Raw genomic sequence first — 18333 nt, 5'->3', positions numbered from 1 at the left:
TTCACAAACAAGAAAATGCTAATATGTAGGATTCGTTGTATCCGAATTTAAGCCTTTGGAGAGTTATATAAAACGAAAGTAGCTATGGCAAAATCGGACTCTGAGAAGAAGGAAATAAACAAATTTCTATATTTTTATAGAGTTTTGGCAACGGTTGAGTTAGATGTTAGTAAAGCTAAAACACTAACATTGATTATGGAGTCAGCTGATGGTAATATAGATTATGATCATGGAACTTGGGGAGATGCTAAATTCATAAAAGATCTATAAGAGTTAAATAGAGAAAAAGATCAGTTTCTAGTAAAGTAGAGGCTGGTCTTTTTTATTTTAGTTACGATATTATGATTTATAAAAAAAGCTGGTATAGTTGCAGCTATACCAGCGGTGAATATTATAAATATTCCGTTCTTCTTAGTAATTAAATTATAGCAAAAATAACTGGAAATTTCAAATTTTTCTAACTATGAAGAAAATATGAAATAGAAGAGATAAAAAAAATAAAAAAAAATAAATATCAATCATACTAGTATCAAATTGCTGATATATACTTTGAACTGTGATAAGGACAACAAAAGTGCTAATCTTTGTAATTATCTCACTCATTGGGATGATAATCTATATTTTCCCGAATAAATATATGATTATCATCTAAGTAAATAACTGTATGTCAGTTAATATAAATAGATACTAGGGGGTATTTTTATGAAAAAATCAATACTATTATTAGGAGCATTTTTAGCTACAGTTGCTATAGCTCAAGCTAAAGAGATCATACCAGTTCCAGTAGTTGTAGAAGAGGAACCAGTAGAGATCGTAGAAAATGATGTTATCTTAGTTCAGGAGCAACCAGAAGTATTCAAACCAAATGGATCTTTAGATCTACAATATAGATACTATGGAGAGACTGAAGGAAAAGATAGAGCTAATACTTGGAATCCAAATAACGATTACTCAAGAACGCAAATAAAAGGGAACATAAACATGACAAAAAATCAGAGTTTAGAGTTCAGAGTTAGAGATTATAACTCTCTAAATGAGCATCCAATGATGGCTGGAAGCAATAATAATGGAACTGAATCAAGATTTAGATATTTCTATGATCATGGGAAGCTAGGAGATTCAAAAGTTGATTTAAGATCAAGAGTTCAATACAAAAACAACACTGTTGATAAAAAACAAAATGTAGAGTATCAAGCAAGATTTAACTTTGCAGATTATATGTTCAACAATGATTTTGTAAAAACTGATTATTTTGAAATCGCTCCAACATATGGTTATACATGGGGAAGTAACAATAGTTCGAACTATGAAAACAAATTAGGATTAAACCTATATTCATATTTTACACTACCTTTAAACTTCTCAACAGAGTTTAATTTATATGCAACTGAACACTTCTATGGAAGAGATCAGTTATTCAATGATGGAATGAATGCAAAAGATAAAAACCTAACTTTAGATATGGAATTCTATATCTATAATACAACAAACTTATATAAAAATGGTGGATTTGCTGTAGATTTAGGATTTGAAGGTGGATATGATCCATATACTTGGTCACAAGAGAAACAATTTGGAACTCCTAAAAATAATACAGTATTAGGAACTGACAAAGATAAATATAGTTTATATGCATTACCATATGTTCAAGCGAACTATGCTGTAACAGATAATATGAGCGTTTATGCAGCAGCAGGAGCTGAATACAGAAACTGGACAATAGATAGTAATAAATCTGCATCTACATGGAGATGGCAGCCAACAGTATGGGCAGGATTTAAAACTACTTTCTAATTAATGAATATATCATATAACTTAGACTGTTGATTTTTCAACAGTCTATTTTCATATAGACAAGAAAAATTTAGAAAAGCAGAGTAACTTTGTTGCTTTGTTTTTTATATAGTTAAAAGTAGTGGAAAGTTATAAAAATAAAACAAATTACGTTCACAAGTTGTTCATAAAATTAATTTATACTAGATTATAAAACTAAAATAAGAGGTGTTGAAAGAAAAATGAACAGAATATTGATAATAGATGACGAGGAGCAAATAAGAAATATATTGAGAATATATCTTGTAAAAGAGGGGTATGAGGTAACAGAAGCTGAAGATGGTGAGGAGGGATTGAAGGTATTTTATGAAAAACCCTTTGATTTGATACTGCTAGATGTAATGTTACCTAAAAAAGACGGGTGGAGCATTTTGAGAGAGATAAAAAAATACACTAAAACACCAGTGATAATGCTCACTGCAAGAGATGAGATTGAGGATGAGATCTTTGGATTTGAGATAGGGGCAGATGACTATATTACGAAACCATTCAATAATAAAGTTTTACTTGCAAGAATAAAGGCATTACTAAAGAAAACCAATATGTTGATAGAGAGTTCTATAGAGATAGGGGAGTTAATAATAAATGACAGTTCACACTATGTGGCTAATCTGACTGGAGAGATAGATTTAGCACCTAAGGAGTATGAACTATTGATGTACTTGATAAAAAATAATAGGATTGCATTGAGTAGGGAGAAACTTCTGAATGAGGTGTGGGGTTATGATTTTTATGGAGATGATAGAACTATAGATGCGCACATAAAGAATTTAAGAAAAAAGATTGGAAAAAAAGCTATAAAAACAGTGAGAGGGATTGGTTATAAACTGGATCTGTAAGGGGGGGATATGAGAAAAGTATTTTATAAGATATTTATCTATGTTTGTTTAATAACCTATCTTCCATTGATGTTGATGTATGTATTCAATCATTTCTATGCAGATAGGTATATAATAGAGCAGGATAAGAAAAATTTGATAGAGATAGCTGAATCATTGGATTTAGATAAGTTAAGAAGAGGGAGAAAAGAGGAGAAAACTCTTAATAATATAAATGTAAAGGTATATTTGAGAAATATTGAGTTGAATAGGGATGATAAGGATACCAATTTTATTAAATATGTAAATAGAAACAGTTTGAAAATTGATTTGAAAAATATGATACCTAATGAGTACAGAGTGAAATTAGTAAAACTATCATCATTGACGAATCATCTTTTTTTAGTGAAAAAAATTTCAGAGAATGAGATTGTTGTATTGATAGGAGAGGTTATAGAGTCCAAAGTTGTATTGAAGAAGATGATAGGAGTATACAAAAGGTATACTCTATTTATAATTCCAATGATTTTAATTATAACCTACATAGTATCTAGAAGGATATCAAAACCAATAGAGATATTGGAGAAGGTCTCATATAGAATTTCCAATCTTGATTTTACAGAAACAGTAAAGATTAAATCTAAAAATGAGTTGGAAAGTCTAGGAAATAGTATAAATAGAATGGCATTGAAATTGAAGGAGAATATTGAGGAGTTAAACTCTTTGAATGAAAAATTAAAATCTGAATTACTAGAGAAAGAGAGATTGTTGGAGACAGAGAAGATGTTTATGAGGACTATTGGACACGAATTAAAAACACCAGTAGCTATTATAAATGGGTATATGGAAGCATTGCAAGATGGAATGATAGAGGAAAAAGATGTGAAAAAGACATATGATATTGTCTATGAAGAGGGAATGGCTATAAATAAGATTGTAAAAGATATAAATAACTATCTGAAATTGGAGTTTAAAAACTTAAATATAATATATGAAGATGTGGAGCTGGAGAGTTTAATTAGAAAGAGTTTAAAAAAATATCAATTGGATATAGAGAGTAAGAACATAGAGTTGTCACAAAGCTATGGGAAGAGAGTTTTGAAAACTGACAAAAAACTTTTTAATATTGTTTTAAATAATCTACTAACGAATGCTATAACCTATGTTGATGAGAATAGAAGAATAGGGATAGAGCTCACAGAGGAAAAACTGGTGATTAGGAACTCTTCTAAGGAGATCTCACAGGAGGAGATTGAGAAGATATTTGACCTATTTTATAAGATGGACAAATCAAGGAATAGAAAATATGGAGGAACAGGGCTAGGATTATCTATTGTAAAGAATATTTTGGAAAATTTAAACTTAAAATACTCATTTGTTTATGATAAAATTAAGAAAGAGGTTGAATTTATCATAAAATTTTAATAAAATCTATTGACTCTCAAGTCACTTTATAGTTTATAATAAATTAGTTGTAGACATTGAAATGGAGATGAGAGAGGTGGGGAAAAAAGAGCTGATAATATCTTCGACTAAAAAGATGATATTGGAAAAGGGATATAGAAATACATCAGTGGAAGACATAACAAACTGTGCTGGAATTTCCAAAGGAAGTTTTTATACGTATTTTAAAAGTAAAAATCTAGTGATAGATCATATATTAGAGGAGACCATAAATAAGCTAAAGATTGAGACTGCTATTGATAGAAGGGTTAGTCTGGTAAACAATGTGAAGAAATTGGTAAGAAATAGGATCATTTTAGAGGATGAGAATTTGAAGGATAATCTGGTGATGATCAATCTATTTAGAAACATTACTCTGCTAGATGAGAGGACTTTAGCACTATTAAAGGAGATAGAGGGCTTGATAGTGGATAAAATGAGGTGTATAATCAAAGCTTATTCCAAGGAGATCAAAATAGATGATGAGGAAGTGGATTTTTACTCAAAAATGCTTAGCAGTATAATAACTAACTACAAAACATTCACTCTTTTTATCTCAGAGAGAGATGGAAACTTTATTAAGAATATTGAGGAGATAAAAGATAAATACAACTCAAAGGAGTTTGAAAAAAATATTGAGATAATCTCAGGGAGTATTTTAAAAATTTTAACATATTAGGAGGTAGATTTATGAAGAAAACTGTAGGATTACTTTTGTTGTTAAGTAGTTCAGTTTTTGCAAGAGAGCTTACTCTAGATCAAGCTATTCAGATGGCATTAGATAATAGTAAAGAGATGAAGATATCAGAAAAGGGTGTAGAGTCAGCTAAATTAAATGTAGGTATAGCTTTTAAAAATGCTTTACCAAGTGTGGTATACACAGGATCATATACAAGAAGTGAGTATGATAGAAGAATAACTAAGGAGCAGAGACCTAGTAGAAGGTTGACAACTCAAGCAAATCCAGAGACAGTAGATGCTAGAGGTGGATATTCACAAAAAATAACTATATCTCAACCACTATTCCAAGGTGGAGCAATATTAGGTGGAATCCAGTATGCTAAAGCATATAAGGGAATTGCAGATCTTAACTATCTAGGAGATAAGAGAGATGTGAGACTTGATACTATTAGAATATATTCAGATATAGTGAAAAATGAGAAGGATTTAGAGGCTCTATTATCGTCAAAAGATGAGTTACAAGCTACATATAACAAACAAAAAGCTCAATTGGATCTAAGATTGATAACTAAGGCTGATCTATTAAAAACTGAGTACTCTCTATTAGAAGTGGATTCAGAGATAATTGGAGCACAAAATAGAGTAGCTGTTCAAAAGGAGAATCTAAAATTGAGATTGGGTATACCAAAGGGAGAGGAACTTTCAGTTGTAGAGTTTGATGTACCTATGTACCTAAGTAGAAATATTGATTTTCAAAGTGACATGGAACAAGCTAAGACTAAGAGTATAAATGCTTTAATAGCTAATAACTTTGTAAATGTGGCAGAGGCTTCTAAAAAAGTAGCTAGAGCTGATATGTTGCCACGTGTGAGTGCATTTGCTAGTTATGGTGTGGAATCAGATAGAAGAAAATACAATACAACTATGGATGATGCTGAATGGAGAGGTGGAGTTCAAGTAACTTGGAATGTATTTGAATTTGGAAAAAACTATGACAACTATAGAGTGGCAAAGCTTAATCAAGAGCAAGAGGAGTTAAAAGAGAAGATTTCACAAGATAATATAGATGTAAATGTAACTGAAGCTTATCTTGAGCTAATAAGAATGGAAAAAAATAGAGATTCTAAATCAAGAGCTTTAGAGGCAGCTTTAGAAAACTATAGAATGGATAAGGAAAAATATCTTGCTGGATTAATTTCAACAATTGACTTTTTGGATTCAGAGACTCAATTGAGAGAGGCAAAAGTTGGATACAATCAGGTAGTAATTGATTATCTATATGCATTTGAAAGATATAGATCAATGTTGATTTAATAAAATAGATAAATTTAGGAGGAAAAGATAATGAAAAAAGCTAAATATTTAGTATTTATATTAATGCTAATGCTAGTAGGTTGTGGAAAGAAAAAAGAGGAAAAAGTAATAGAAAAACCTGCTAAATATGTTGTAACTGAACCAGTGAAAACAAGAACAATGAACCAAGTATTCAGAACAGATGCTATTCTTGAACCAAAAGGGAAGATAGATCACCAAACAGAAAAGGGTGGAATAGTTGAGAAGATATTAAAGAAAAATGGGGATAAAGTAAAAAAAGGTGAGCTAGTAATGGTACTATCTGACAGTGCAACTGAGTCAGCTTACTTTACAGCAAAAGCTAACTACGCTTCTAGCAAATCATCAATGGAGATAGCTAGAAACAACTATGAAAAATTTAAAAAACTATATGACCAAGAGTTAATTTCATATCTTGAGTATATAAACTATGAAAATAACTATATCAATGCTAAGGGAGCTTATGAGTCAGCAAAAGCTAACTATGAGTCAGCTAAATCAGATTATGATAAGTTATCAAGAAGAGCAGAGATAAATGGAACAGTGGGAAATCTATTTGCTAAGGTAGGTAAAAAAGTAGCTGGAACAGATACAGTGTTCACAGTTATAAATGATAATCAAATGGAAACATATGTAGGATTCCCAGCTGAATGGTTAGATGAGATAAAAGTTGGAATGGAAGTTCAAGTTGAGGTTCCAGATATTGACAAGACTCTAACAGGAAAAATTGTTGAGATAAACCCAATTGCAGAGTATGACACTAAGAAGTTTATGATTAAAGTGGCTATTGATAATAAAGATAAGAGTATAAAAGATGGAATGTACTCATATGTAACTGTTCCAGCTGGAAAAACAGAGGCTCTATCAATTGATGATGAGGCAATTTTCGTAAGAAACTTAGTTTCATATGTATATAAGATTGAAAATGATCAAGCTACAAGAGTGGAAGTAAAAACAGGAGCAACTAACTTACCATATACTCAGATCTCATCTAAAGATATAAAAGAGGGAGATAAGATAGTTGTTAAAGGGGTATTTGGTCTTGAAGAGGGAGACAAGGTCAAAGAGAATATAGAAGCTAAATAATAATAGAGAAATAACGAGGTGAAAATAGATGACATTAGCAGGTTTGTCAATACGTAGACCAGTTGCAACAACAATGGTGATGATCTCCATTATGTTTATAGGTCTTATGGCAATGTTTACAATGAAATCAGAGTTACTGCCAAATATGGAAATTCCTGTTGTTACTGTTAGAACAACTTGGAACGGAGCTGTAGCTGAAGATGTAGAGACACAGATTACAAAAAAAATAGAGGAGATTCTTCCCAATGTTGAGGGTATAGATAAGATAGAATCAACTTCATCATTTGAGCAATCATTGGTAATAGTTAAATTTAACTTTGGAGTAAATGCTAATGATAAGACTACAGAGATTCAAAGGGAATTATCAAAAATAGCCAATGATCTACCTCAAGATGCTGATACACCAGTTGCTAAGAAGGTAGATGCTGGTTCAGGTAACTTGACTATGGTTACAATGTTCTCAGCTCCAAATAGAGCAGAGCTAAGTACATTTGTAGAGGAGTATTTAAAACCTAAATTTGAGAGTTTGACAGGAATAGGACAGGTAAATGTTTTCGGTAACTCAGACAAGCAGTTACAGATACAATTTGATAGTGATAAGTTAGCAGCTTACAACCTATCACCAGTTGAGCTATACAGAATGATCTCGCTATCTAGCCAAAACTTACCATTAGGTACAGTAAAAACTGGTAATAAAAATATCATAGCTAGATTTATGGGAGAGTTAAACTACATTGATGAATATGAGAATATGATCATTCAAAGTAATGGTAATACACTTAAATTAAAAGATGTAGCTAATATAGTATTGACTACTGAGGATGATTCAAGTAAAGGGTTCCTATCAGGAAAAGATGCGATAGTTGTAGCAGTGGAAAAATCAGCAGATGGAAGTACATTGGAATTAAATAGAGCAGCATACAAAGCACTAGAGAGTTTAAAATCTGTAATGCCACCAGGTGGAGAGTATAAGATACTACTAGATACTTCTGAAGATATAGAGAAATCTATTTCAAGTGTTTCAAGTAACGCAGTTCAAGGTCTAGTACTAGCAACAATAGTACTATTGGTATTCTTAAAGAACGTCAGAGCTACATTCCTAGTTTCAGCAGCTCTACCAGTTGCAATAATATTTACTTTTGCTTTCTTAGCACTAGCTAATACATCACTTAACTTGATTTCACTTATGGGATTGTCTATAGGTGTTGGAATGCTAACAGATAACTCCGTTGTTGTTGTGGATAATATCTATCGTCATATGACAGAACTTCACTCACCAGTGATGGAAGCATCTGAAAATGGAGCTACTGAGGTTACACTTTCAGTTATAGCTTCAGCACTTACAACAATGGTCGTATTCATACCTATACTATTTATACCAGGAATAGCTAGAGAGATATTTAAAGATCTATCACTTTCAATAATATTCTCAAACGTAGCTGCACTATTAGTATCATTGACATTGATACCAATGTTAGCAAGTAGATTCCTAACAACTAAGACAAATATCACAGCAGAAGGAAAGATATTTACAAAGGTAAAGGCTTCTTATTTGAAAATTATTAACTGGACATTGAAAAATAGACTTAAGACTTTAGGGGCAACAATAGCACTATTCTTCTTCACAGTTATAGTTGGTGGAAGTATGTTAAGAGTTGAGTTTATGCCTAAACAAGACCAAGGTAGATACTCTGTAGTTGCAGAGTTAGGTAAGGGACTTGATCTAGATAAGTCAGAATATATCTCTAAACAGATAGAGGATATAATTAAAAATGATCCAATGACAAAGTTCTACTTTACAGTTATTCAAAATGACTTGATCTCAGTTAACATAGATGTAGGTAAAAAAGATAGTAGAGATGTTACTGTATTTGAGATAATGGACAGAATAAGAAAGGCAACTGATAAGATCCCTGATACAAGAATCAGTTTATCAGAGAACTTTGCTATGTCAAGTCCTTCAAGAGATGTTGAATTTGATATAGTAGGATCAAACTTAGATGAGATAAAAATGGTTGGAAAAAATGTTCTAGAGAGATTAAAACTATATCCAGGAGCAGTTGACGTAAAATCAACTCTAGATCCAGGAAACGTAGAGGCTAGAATAGTATTGGATAGAGATAAGATCAGAAGTTATGGTATAGATCCTGTGACAGTTGGACAGATAATGAGTTACTCTATACTTGGAGGAAACAGAGGGGATACTGTAACAGTAAAAACTGGAAGTGAGGAGATAGATGTTCTAGTAAGACTTCCAAAAGATAAGAGAAAAGATATTAACGATATCCAAAATATCAATATTAAAATTGGAGATAGAAAGTTTGTAAAAGTTTCTGATATCTCAAAAGTTATCTATGCTGAAGGTTCATCTGAGATAAACAAAACAGATAGAATATACAGTGTAACAGTATCAGCAAATGATGGTGGTGTAGGGATTAGAGCTTTACAAGGTGAGATAATAAAAGCATTCAATGAATCAAATCCACCAGCTTCAGTATCATATAGATGGGGAGGAAGTTCAGAGAACTTACAAGATTCAACAAGTCAGTTGGGAATGGCTCTAGGAATTTCAATATTCTTAATCTATGCACTACTAGCTGCACAGTTTGAAAACTTCTTACTACCATTTATCATATTGGGATCAGTACCACTATCACTAATAGGAATAATAGTTGGATTGTTAATAGCTAATCAACCTATAGATATAATGGTAATGGTTGGACTTATACTACTAGCAGGTATAGTTGTAAACAACGCCATTGTACTGATAGACTTTATTCAATTGACTATCGAGAGAGGTAGTGGTAGAATAGAGGCAGTAGTAGAGTCTTGTAGAACTAGACTTAGACCGATACTTATGACAACTATGACAACAGTACTAGGAATGCTACCATTGTCATTGGGAATAGGAGAGGGATCTGAGATATATAGAGGAATGGCTATAACAGTAATGTTTGGATTAACTTTCTCTACTATATTAACACTAGTAATCATTCCTATACTATTTACATTAGTAGAAGATTTTATCGAAAAAATGTCAAATCTAATTAAAAAAGTAGGGAAAAAATCAGCAGAATAATAGAGGAGGAAGCTATATGAATAATTTCCAAAATTATAAGATGATGATGGTTTACATTAATGAATCACATAAGGTGATGTTAGAAGATTTCCTTGAAGAGATACATTTTCATCTCTACACAGTACAGAGAAAGGCTGAAAGTGTTTGGAATGAGAAGATAAAACATAAGAACACTCATATTTGGCCAGGTACAGATTGCATATTTTTACTATCACTCCCAGGAGAAAAGGTTGAACATATGTTGAAGATGTTAAAGACATTCAGAGCCTCTCTACCTTATGAGATAGTGATGGCAATTGGAGTAATACCATTGGAGAGAACTGTACCAGATCTATTAAAAGAGAAGAGTGTAGAGATAGATACCGAACTTTTAGAAAGATTGAAAAATAAAAAAGATAAAAAATAGTAAGATCAATTTTATGTAGGAGAACCCTGTAGTTCTCCTATTTTTTTGATTTTAAAAAAGTTTGATTTACAATGATGAGAAATTATGTTAAGATTATAAAATAAAATTAGAGGAGGAGATTTATTAGATGAAAAAAATACTTGTATTGCTACTTTCAGTTACAATGTTAGGTTGTGGTGGTAAAGGTATGAAGAGTGATTTCTCAAAAAAGGAAAATGTAAAGACAGTAAAGACTATGGAGTTAAAAGAGAGAGTCTTGGATAATATAAAGAGTTATAATGGGGAATTGAAGCCTAAGATGGAGATGAAAATAGTAACTTCTACTGGTGGAGATGTAGAGGAGATATACTTCAAAAATGGAGATAGAGTGAGAAAGGGGCAGGTGATAGTAAAGCTCTACAATGCAGATGTAGTAGCTGATTACTATGAGGCACAGGGAAGATTTTTAAAGGCTGAATCAACATTTTCCACAGAGAAGATCTCATTTGAAAAGTATGAAAAACTATATAAAAAGGAGATCATATCTGAAAATGATTATTTGAATGTAAAGAATAGATATGAGACTGCTCAAGGGGAGATGAAAATAGCAGAGGGAAATTTCATAAGAGCTAAGGAGGATTTTGATAACTTAGATGTTGTTTCAAAAATAGATGGAGTGATAACTGATCTATATGTGAAAAAATATGAAAAATTAAAATCTGGAGTGAATATTGTCACTGTAATAGATAATTCAGAGATGGAAGTAGATGTAGCTATAACAGGAAAGGATATAGGAAATAGCAAGATTGGAGAGAAGGCTGAGGTATTCGTAGAGGAGCTAGGAGAGAAGAGAGAGGGTGTTGTAGAGACATTCAACTTAAATTCAGATAGTGATAGCAAAAAATACTCAATAAGATTGGGGATAAAAAATCTAGATAAAAGAATTTTGAAGGGGATGTATGCAAAAATAAGTTTAAAAATGGGAGATATAAAGGGGATTTTTGTACCTACAAAAGCTTTGATGATCAAAGATCTATACTCATATATAGCAGTTGTGAGAGGTGATAGAGTCTTTATCTATAGAGTGACTCCTAAAAGAACAATAGGAGATATGAGATTGATTGAGTTCCCAGAGTACCAAGAGGGAGATAGAATTGTAGTAGAGGGGCAATACCTATTAAATAATAATGATAGGGTGAAGGAGAGCTAAGATGAGATCAATACCAGAATTTTCAATAAGAAAACCAGCTACTACAATAATGTTTTTAATCTCTATGATATTCTTTGGATATTTAGGATTGAAGAAGATGCCAGTGGAGATGCTACCCAATATAAATAGACCTACTGTAAGGATTAGAGTGAGATGGGAAGGGGCAACTCCAGCTGATATGGATAAGATGATAGTAAGGAAGATAGAGAACATACTTCCCAATGTAGAGGGAGTTGTGGAGTATAGTTCAGAGTCTACAGCAGAGATGGCTTTTATATATGTGAAATTTAAGTATGGTACAGATGTAGAGACAAAAATTACTCTTATTCAAAATGAGATCAACCAGATAAGAGGAAGATTTCCAGAGGAGATGAAGGAACCAACCATAAGGAAGAGTTCATCTTCTGATGCACCAGCACTGACATTCTCAATGGCTGGTGGAGATATGATAGAGATGAGAAGCTATATTGAGAATACATTAAAACCTATATTGGAAAGGATTGAAGGTGTAGCTGAGGTAGAGACTTATGGTGGTAGAGAACAAGAGGTTTCAGTAGTTATAGATCCAGAGAAATTGGAGAACTACAATTTGAGTATAATAGATGTATACAACAAGATGAGTGGTGCTACTATCAATATTCCTGGTGGAATAGTGAGAGAGGGAGAGAAGGAGTATCTGATCAAGGTTGAAGCTGAGATAAATAGTGCTGATGAGATAAAAAATATAGTCTTGAGCAATAGAAATGGACACCTTTTAAAGTTAAAGGATATAGCAGATATAGATATCTCCTCTAAAGATCTTACTTCAGTAAATAGAAAGAATGGAAAGGATAATATATTAGTAATAGTTTCAAAGACAGATGAGGGAAATTCAGTTGAGATAGTAAAAAATGTGAAGAGATACCTAGAGGAGTTAAAACAGTCATTCCCAAATAATACAGTGATGAGCTATGAGTTTGACTCTTCAATAACAATAATGAACTCTATTAAAAATGTACAGACAAGTGGAATGATAGGGCTTTTTCTAGCCTCTATAATACTGTTTATATTTTTAAAGAGTGTATCAGCTACATTGATAATAGCTACAGCTATTCCAATATCAGTAATCTTTACCTTCTTTCTTTTGAATGCTCAAGGGATAACTTTGAATTTGATGTCTTTGATGGGATTATCATTGGGAATAGGAATGTTAGTTGACAACTCAGTAGTTGTGGTTGATAATATATATAGACATCTATCAGAGTTGGGAAAAGATAGGATCACAGCAGCTAGAGATGGGGCTCAAGAGATGGCTCTTCCTGTGTTGGCATCAACATTGACTACAGTGGCAGCATTTTTACCACTGGTATTTCAAGAGGGCTTGGCAAAGGAGCAATTCAATAATCTATGTTATGCTATATCCTACTCTCTATTAGCATCACTTGTAATATCTCTTACCTTTGTTCCTATGATTTCAAGCAAGATAATGAATGGAAAGAGAGATATCAATTCAGAGGGTAAACTCTTTAAATTAGTAAAGAGAAATTATGTATCTATGTTGAAATTTGCTATTAGAAGGAGATGGGCAGTTTTAGCTAGTATAGTTGTACTTTTTGTAGGTTCACTATATGTGGCAAGTAAGTTAGGAGGAAGATTTATTCCTACCGTGGACGAGGGAAGATTTGCTGTGGTGGCAAAGTTACCAGCTGGTTCAGATGTAAATAGGGGAGATAGGATAGCTAGAATATTGGAGAGTAGAGTAAATCAGTTGGACTTTATAAAGGATTTTACTGTCTCTGGAAATGGAATGAGATCTATATTGAATATCAATGCTGGATTAAAGAGTACAAGAGATAGATCTATGGTGGAGATAATACACGAATTGAGAAGAGTCTATGTGGATATTCCAGATGCTGAGATAACAATAACACCAGGTTATAGATTCGGAATAAGAGGGATATATGATTTGGAGTTGGAGCTATATTCAGATAGTGATATGCAGTTGCAGAGTATAATAGGTGAACTAAAGGAGAGAGTCTCTAGGATTGAGGGGATAAAAGAGGTGAGTTCATCTTTTGAAGGTGGAAAACCAGAGGGTAAATTCTATATCAATAGAGAGAAAGCTGAGTATTATGGAGTAAATATTAAAGATATAGCTAGAATGTTGCAGGTACAGATACAAGGGGGAGTTCCTATCACTATAAACAGTGATAATGATGAGATTGATGTAACTTTAAAATTGGCACAAAACTATAGGGAGTCAACAGAGTATATCTTGGATTCAAGGGTGACTCTACCAAGTGGAAAGAATATAAAGATCTCAGATGTAGCAAGTTTTAGAATAGAAGAGGGACCTTCTAAGTTGGAGAAAAAGGATAAGAGAAAGAAGATAGTGCTATATGCTAACCTAGATAGAAGTTTGGATTTGAAAACAGCTCAGGAAAAGATAGAAGAGGAGATAGAGAAAATGGGATTGCCTGATAGTGTGATCTATGCTCAGGGTGGAAAGAGTGCAGATATGGCTGAGATGAGTGAACAGTTAAAATACACTTTTGGAATAGCAATATTTTTGATCTATTTTATACTGGTGTGGCAGTTTGAATCTTTTGTAATGCCTTTTATCATAATACTGTCTATTCCACTATCTACAACAGGGGCTTTTTACGCTCTCTATGGGGCAAATTTAAATATAGATGCTATGGTTTCCATAGGATTTGTAATGCTAGCTGGTATAGTTGTAAATAATGCTATTGTTCTGATAGATTTCATAAATATAAGAAGAGAAGAGGGAGATAGTAAGGTTAAGGCGATAATAACAGCAGGAAGAACAAGACTTAGACCGATACTTATGACCACTATGACTACAGTATTGGGAATGTTACCACTTATGTTTAGTAATGGACAGGGTTCGGAGATGTATAAAGGGATGTCATTTGTAGTTGTTTTTGGATTGTCAGTAGCTACACTGTTGACTTTGATTGTAATACCAGTGTTTTATTATTTAGTAGATGAGTTAATTGAAAGGGTAAAGATTAGAAAGGAAGAGAGATGAAAGATTATTTAACAATAGGAGAGGTATCTAAGATAACGAGCTTACCAATTTCTACATTGAGATACTATGACAGTGAAGGGATAATATCACCAAGTTATAAAGATGAGGATACTAATTATAGATATTATGGCTTTTTTCAAATACCTATTATTAAGATGATAGTTCACTTAAAAAAATTGGGATTTAGTAATGCAAAGATAAAGAGTCATCTGGAGAATGTGAGCTATTCTCACACTCTTGAGTTGATGAATAAGATGTTGGAGCAGACAAAAAAGGAGATTGTAAGACTTCAAGAACTGGAAGAGGAGCTTGTGGAGAATGCCACTCAGATGAGATATCTCATAACTCTAGAAAACAATATGGATAGATTCTTTATTGAGGAGGAGGAGATAAGAGGTATCTATGCTCCAGTGGTGATGGATAAGGACTATGTGGGTATATCCAAAGCATTTAAGGAGCTAGATGGATTTTTGGTATCTACAAAGCAAAATCTAGTACCTGTGGGGATGTATGCCTTCACTATAAAAGAGGAGGAGATAGTAAATAGGAGCTATGCCTATGATAAACTCATACTTCTAAAAGATTATGAGGAGTATGGGAATAGATGTTACTATCCTAAGAAAAAATATGCATCTACAGTGTGTCAGAGTAAGTTTGATGAGATAAGATTTGGTGTGGAGAAGATGGTAAAATGGGTAGTTGATGAGGGCTATGAGATAGATGGAGATACATTTGTACACATACTATCAGGACCAGCATTTGAGAAGGATCCTACAGACTTAAAATATATAGTGAGAGTGCCGATCAAATAAATACTGGAAAAAAAACATATATTGTAGTAAGATATCTATGGAATTTAGATAAGTAGGAAGTGAGTTTGTTGAAAAAAGAGTTAATGAGATTTGTAAAGATATTCTTGGGGTTTTTATCGTGTTCGTTGGGGTGTGTTGTGATTTTGAAGTCCAATCTAGGACTTGCTCCTTGGGATGTATTACATCAAGGTGTATCTATGGTAACAGGGATTACAATAGGACAGGCAAGTATAACTTTAGGGGTTATAATAGTATTGATGGATATATTTTTAGGACAGCCAATCGGTATAGGGACTGTACTGAACTTCATATTTATAGGGATATTTATAGATATGATAATCTATCTAAACTTTATACCAACATTTGATAATGTGTATATGAGAGTGATAGAGCTATTAGTGGGGATATTTTTCTATACATATGGTACATATCTGTATATGATACAGGGTATGGGTTGTGGACCAAGAGATGGATTTATGCAGATTTTGACTAAGAGATTTAATCAACCTGTGAGTGTTATAAAAAATGGAATAGAGGTTATGGCTTTTGTACTAGGTTGGCTATTAGGTGGAAAGTTGGGAATAGGAACTATCATTACTGCATTGAGTATGGGATTTTTGTTACAACTGATGTTTAGAATGGGAGATATAAATATTAAGAAATTACAGCATAGAAGTATAAAAGAGGAGATTGTTCATTTAGGTAGAGTATTTAGAGGATTTTAAAAGGAGTGGGGTATGCATAGAAAGATAATGGTACAGGGGACAGGTTCATCTGTTGGAAAGAGTATAATAGTAGCTGGGTTATGTAGGATTTTTGCTCAAGATGGGTATAGGGTTTCACCATTCAAGTCACAGAATATGGCTTTAAACTCATTTGTAGATATAGAGGGGCTAGAGATGGGCAGAGCTCAGGTGGTACAGGCTGAATCTGGAATGGAGATACCGAGAGCTTTTATGAATCCCATACTTTTAAAACCAAATTCTGATAATAATTCACAGCTAATAATTGAGGGTAAACCTGTTAAGAATACTTCAGCTCAGGAGTATTTTTCAAATTGTAGTTACTTGAAAGAGGTAGCTTTGAGAAACTATCAGAAGATAGAGAGAGATTTTGATATTGGAGTGTTGGAAGGGGGAGGAAGTCCAGCAGAGATAAACTTAAGAGAGTATGACTGTGTGAATATGGGTATGGCTGAACTTGTAGATGCTCCAGTGATATTGGTAGGGAATATAGAGATAGGTGGGGTATTTGCCTCACTTTATGGAACTATAGCTCTATTGGACGAAGAGGATAGAAAGAGAATAAAGGGCTTGATAATAAATAAGTTTAGAGGAGATGCTGAACTATTAAAGCCTGGAATAGATATGCTTATGACAAGATTGAAGAGTGAGGGATTGGATATTAAATTCTTAGGAGTTATCCCCTATGAGAGATTGGATATAGAAGAGGAAGATGTACTTGCTAAGAAGATAAATGACTATACTAAAAAAGAGGGAGAGATAAGGATAAGTGTAATTAGGACAGATAAGATGTCTAACTACACAGATTTTGATGCTCTCAACCAATATCCTGATGTGGCACTAAACTATGTGTTTCATAAGGAGGATCTAGGAGAAGAGGATATAATCATACTGCCAGGAAGTAAAAATACAATATCTGATATTGAGAAGTTAAAAGAGAATGGGATATTTGAAAGAGTTAAAGAGTTAAAGAGTAGAGGAACAGTGGTAGTAGGAATTTGTGGTGGATTCCAGATGTTAGGAGAGGAGATAGAGGATCCACATCATATTGAGGGAGACCAAGAGAGAGTAGAGGGATTTGGTTTCTTAAAAATTAAAACTGTTATGGAGAGAGTAAAATATACCCAACAGGTGGAGAGAGTATTGGAGAGTGACCTTGGAACCAGTGTCATAAGAGGTTGTGAAAATCTCAAGGTGAGAGGGTATGAGATACATCAAGGAGTAACTGTAGGAGAGGAGAGTAACCTAGTTAAAGAGGAGAACTTCATCCTTACAGCTAATGAGAGTGTATTTGGAACATATATTCACGGAATCTTTGACAATGAGGAGTTCACTAGAAGATTTTTAAATAATGTAAGAGAGAGAAAGGGACTAAAACCTCTAGAGGATAAATTTTCATTTGCTGAATTTAAAGAAAAGGAGTATAATAAACTTGCAACACTTTTGAGGAACAACCTTGATATGGCAAGTATTTATGAGATAATGAATAAAGGATTATGAGGTAAAAATGAAAGACAGATATGAAAATTTAAAGGAAAAAATTGGTAAAAATTTTGAAGAGATAAAGAGTTTGGCTATCTCTCAAAATATAATGGAAGAAGCTAGATTGGAGATGAATCTGAAGATAATCCAAGCTGTGGTAATGAGATATATTAGAATAGTTCTTTTTCAAAAAAAAGGGATAATACTGTGTACCTCTGTAAAAGAGATTATGGAGTATGTGAGTACAGGGTTTTTGAGATACTTCTCTAAGAGTGAAGATAGAAAGTTTGCTCTGGAGAGAGCTAGAAGAGTTGAGCTGATTTTGACTGAGATAGAGAAACTAAATGAGGAGCTAAGAGTAGCTAGTTAAAATAAAGGGCAGGTAATATTAGATATTA

The 18333-nt window shown here is 33.0% G+C and carries 15 protein-coding genes; all 15 read left to right on the top strand.

The genetic code is table 11. From position 1 onward, the window contains the following. The first annotated feature begins 144 nt into the window (after nucleotides 1–144). The 15 genes from QZ286_RS02725 to QZ286_RS02655 all read left to right on the top strand — a co-directional run bounded on the left by QZ286_RS02725 (nucleotide 145) and on the right by QZ286_RS02655 (nucleotide 18305). The gene (locus QZ286_RS02725; protein WP_291255448.1) at nucleotides 145–270 is read left to right on the top strand and encodes an NPCBM/NEW2 domain-containing protein; all 126 of its coding nucleotides are present in this window, start codon (nucleotides 145–147) and stop codon (nucleotides 268–270) included. Between the two features lie 432 nt (nucleotides 271–702). Then, nucleotides 703–1794 (top strand): hypothetical protein, encoded by a 1092-nt coding sequence (locus tag QZ286_RS02720; RefSeq protein WP_291255447.1) that lies wholly within the window; start codon nucleotides 703–705, stop codon nucleotides 1792–1794. A gap of 221 nt (nucleotides 1795–2015) precedes the next feature. Beyond that, the gene (locus QZ286_RS02715; protein ID WP_291255446.1) at nucleotides 2016–2672 is read left to right on the top strand and encodes a response regulator transcription factor; all 657 of its coding nucleotides are present in this window, start codon (nucleotides 2016–2018) and stop codon (nucleotides 2670–2672) included. Between the two features lie 9 nt (nucleotides 2673–2681). Continuing rightward, the gene (locus tag QZ286_RS02710; protein ID WP_291255445.1) at nucleotides 2682–4076 is read left to right on the top strand and encodes an ATP-binding protein; all 1395 of its coding nucleotides are present in this window, start codon (nucleotides 2682–2684) and stop codon (nucleotides 4074–4076) included. Between the two features lie 76 nt (nucleotides 4077–4152). Beyond that, entirely contained in the window at nucleotides 4153–4773 is a 621-nt protein-coding gene (locus tag QZ286_RS02705) for a TetR/AcrR family transcriptional regulator (protein ID WP_291255444.1), read from the top strand. Nucleotides 4774–4784: 11 nt separating this feature from the next. Then, entirely contained in the window at nucleotides 4785–6089 is a 1305-nt protein-coding gene (locus QZ286_RS02700) for a TolC family protein (RefSeq protein ID WP_291255443.1), read from the top strand. Nucleotides 6090–6119: 30 nt separating this feature from the next. Beyond that, a complete protein-coding gene (locus tag QZ286_RS02695; protein WP_291255442.1) occupies nucleotides 6120–7193 on the top strand; it encodes an efflux RND transporter periplasmic adaptor subunit in 1074 nt (357 codons plus the stop codon). 28 nt (nucleotides 7194–7221) lie between these two features. After that, nucleotides 7222–10272 (top strand): efflux RND transporter permease subunit, encoded by a 3051-nt coding sequence (locus QZ286_RS02690; protein ID WP_291255441.1) that lies wholly within the window; start codon nucleotides 7222–7224, stop codon nucleotides 10270–10272. A 16-nt stretch (nucleotides 10273–10288) separates the two neighbouring features. Beyond that, nucleotides 10289–10678 (top strand): PG0541 family transporter-associated protein, encoded by a 390-nt coding sequence (locus QZ286_RS02685; protein ID WP_291255440.1) that lies wholly within the window; start codon nucleotides 10289–10291, stop codon nucleotides 10676–10678. Between the two features lie 127 nt (nucleotides 10679–10805). Beyond that, nucleotides 10806–11867 carry an efflux RND transporter periplasmic adaptor subunit gene (locus QZ286_RS02680; protein WP_291255439.1) on the top strand — a complete coding sequence of 354 codons (1062 nt, stop codon included), beginning with the start codon at nucleotides 10806–10808 and terminating at the stop codon, nucleotides 11865–11867. 1 nt (nucleotide 11868) lies between these two features. After that, on the top strand, nucleotides 11869–14898 hold the full coding sequence (locus tag QZ286_RS02675) for an efflux RND transporter permease subunit (protein ID WP_291255438.1): 3030 nt from the start codon (nucleotides 11869–11871) through the stop codon (nucleotides 14896–14898). Further along, nucleotides 14895–15710 carry a MerR family transcriptional regulator gene (locus tag QZ286_RS02670; RefSeq protein ID WP_291255437.1) on the top strand — a complete coding sequence of 272 codons (816 nt, stop codon included), beginning with the start codon at nucleotides 14895–14897 and terminating at the stop codon, nucleotides 15708–15710. Before QZ286_RS02675 ends, QZ286_RS02670 begins: the two co-directional genes overlap by 4 nt. A gap of 59 nt (nucleotides 15711–15769) precedes the next feature. Beyond that, nucleotides 15770–16435, top strand: coding sequence for a hypothetical protein (locus tag QZ286_RS02665; protein ID WP_291255436.1), 666 nt, complete (start codon nucleotides 15770–15772; stop codon nucleotides 16433–16435). 12 nt (nucleotides 16436–16447) lie between these two features. Next, entirely contained in the window at nucleotides 16448–17953 is a 1506-nt protein-coding gene (locus tag QZ286_RS02660) for a cobyric acid synthase (RefSeq protein WP_291255435.1), read from the top strand. A 7-nt stretch (nucleotides 17954–17960) separates the two neighbouring features. Continuing rightward, nucleotides 17961–18305, top strand: coding sequence for a hypothetical protein (locus QZ286_RS02655; protein WP_291255434.1), 345 nt, complete (start codon nucleotides 17961–17963; stop codon nucleotides 18303–18305). Nucleotides 18306–18333 lie beyond the last annotated feature (28 nt).

The organism is Fusobacterium sp. (genome assembly GCF_019012925.1).
In the GTDB taxonomy this organism is placed as follows: domain Bacteria; phylum Fusobacteriota; class Fusobacteriia; order Fusobacteriales; family Fusobacteriaceae; genus Fusobacterium_A.
Note: the sequence above shows the minus strand (reverse complement) of the source record. Positions and strands in the feature narration are given on the sequence as shown.

Excerpts from the sequence above, each read along its gene's own strand:
- QZ286_RS02715 (WP_291255446.1), top strand. The coding sequence starts at position 2,016 with ATGAACAGAATATTGATAATAGATGACGAGGAGCAAATAAGAAATATA.
- QZ286_RS02690 (WP_291255441.1), top strand. The coding sequence starts at position 7,222 with ATGACATTAGCAGGTTTGTCAATACGTAGACCAGTTGCAACAACAATG.
- QZ286_RS02675 (WP_291255438.1), top strand. The coding sequence starts at position 11,869 with ATGAGATCAATACCAGAATTTTCAATAAGAAAACCAGCTACTACAATA.
- QZ286_RS02660 (WP_291255435.1), top strand. The coding sequence starts at position 16,448 with ATGCATAGAAAGATAATGGTACAGGGGACAGGTTCATCTGTTGGAAAG.
- QZ286_RS02680 (WP_291255439.1), top strand. The coding sequence starts at position 10,806 with ATGAAAAAAATACTTGTATTGCTACTTTCAGTTACAATGTTAGGTTGT.
- QZ286_RS02700 (WP_291255443.1), top strand. The coding sequence starts at position 4,785 with ATGAAGAAAACTGTAGGATTACTTTTGTTGTTAAGTAGTTCAGTTTTT.
- QZ286_RS02655 (WP_291255434.1), top strand. The coding sequence starts at position 17,961 with ATGAAAGACAGATATGAAAATTTAAAGGAAAAAATTGGTAAAAATTTT.
- QZ286_RS02710 (WP_291255445.1), top strand. The coding sequence starts at position 2,682 with ATGAGAAAAGTATTTTATAAGATATTTATCTATGTTTGTTTAATAACC.
- QZ286_RS02695 (WP_291255442.1), top strand. The coding sequence starts at position 6,120 with ATGAAAAAAGCTAAATATTTAGTATTTATATTAATGCTAATGCTAGTA.
- QZ286_RS02670 (WP_291255437.1), top strand. The coding sequence starts at position 14,895 with ATGAAAGATTATTTAACAATAGGAGAGGTATCTAAGATAACGAGCTTA.
- QZ286_RS02685 (WP_291255440.1), top strand. The coding sequence starts at position 10,289 with ATGAATAATTTCCAAAATTATAAGATGATGATGGTTTACATTAATGAA.
- QZ286_RS02720 (WP_291255447.1), top strand. The coding sequence starts at position 703 with ATGAAAAAATCAATACTATTATTAGGAGCATTTTTAGCTACAGTTGCT.